We start from the raw sequence: 1,125 nt of genomic DNA, 5'->3' as shown, positions 1-1,125 counted from the left end.
AGATCTGCCGCGGGGAGATCGCTAACCGGCATTGCCGCTCTTGTTGGCCGCGGTGCGCGACTTGTTCGCCGCCGTGCGCGCCTTCGTCGGCGCGGCCTTCTTCTCCTCGGCGGCTGGCTTGATCAGTCCGCGCGCCTTGGCATCGGCATCCGACAGCTGCAGCGTGGTTCGCACGCCGTTGATTTCGACGTCGTATCGCTTCACGGGTCCGCCTTTCTGAGTGGGCTTCGGCGGGGGGGTGTCCCCGCCGAAGCCACTGGTGATCAGAGCCACCGCTACGCGGTGAGGTCGACCTGAACGAACGCGGCCGGACGGGTCACGCCGAACGCCAGCCGCTCCTCGGCCAGGATCGCGACCAGGTTCCGCACGAAGAAGTCCGCGTGCGAATCGGTCATGGTGACCGTGGTCTGCTCCCGGTCCCACAGGACCGCCTTGGACCAGTCGCCGAGCAAGCCGGTGCCGGCCGTCTGCGACTCGGACTCGACCACGGGTCGGCCCCACAGCGTGCGGGGGCCGAGGGCCTGCGGTCCGCCGTAGTAGTACCGGTTCTCGCCGTCCTTGAGCAGGTCCAGCGCCTCGGCGTCGGCCGGGTTCAGCACCCACGCCGTCGGGTTCACGCGGCCCACGGTGCGGGCCTTGGTGATCGCCTTGCGGGTCGTGGTGAAGAAGTCCGTCGCCCACGCCTGGGTCTGGATGCCCGAGGTGTTGTTGATGCCGGTGAAGTTCTCACCGGAACCGTTGCCGTTGAGCATCTGATCTTCTTCGGTCTCCGCGATGTCGGCGCGCAGCTCGTCGTTGATCAAACCCTCCAGGGCGGCGACGTCGGCCAGTGCCCGCTTGGTGGCTGGTGCCCACTCGGCGATCGTCTTGACCGGCTCCTGCTTGATCTCGAACGCCCAAGAGCCCTCGGGCTTGTAGCCGCCCCCGGCATTCGGGACCAGCGCGCCGGCCGTTCCCGGAGCGGTCGGAGCGGCCGAGCTTGTCGCTTCGGGCACGACCGCGGCGGCGTTGGTGTGCGAGGTCTCACGCACGTACTCGACCAGATCCGATCCGGTCTTGCGGTTGCTCACCAGATTGCGGATGGTGAGGTCCTTGCGGCCGAGCGTCTCGACGATGTCGGTCCGG

Annotated in this window: 2 protein-coding genes; both read right to left on the bottom strand. The window is 68.2% G+C overall.

What is annotated here, in order from left to right:
• Positions 1–21: 21 nt before the first annotated feature.
• On the bottom strand, positions 22–204 hold the full coding sequence (locus tag A5733_RS09775; RefSeq protein WP_076239972.1) for a hypothetical protein: 183 nt from the start codon (positions 202–204) through the stop codon (positions 22–24).
• A gap of 71 nt (positions 205–275) precedes the next feature.
• Positions 276–1,125: phage major capsid protein (locus A5733_RS09770; protein WP_076239971.1), on the bottom strand; the 850-nt coding region annotated here is incomplete at its 5' end.

This window comes from Mycobacterium sp. NS-7484 (assembly GCF_001953975.1).
GTDB lineage: Bacteria > Actinomycetota > Actinomycetes > Mycobacteriales > Mycobacteriaceae > Mycobacterium.
Note: the sequence above shows the minus strand (reverse complement) of the source record. Positions and strands in the feature narration are given on the sequence as shown.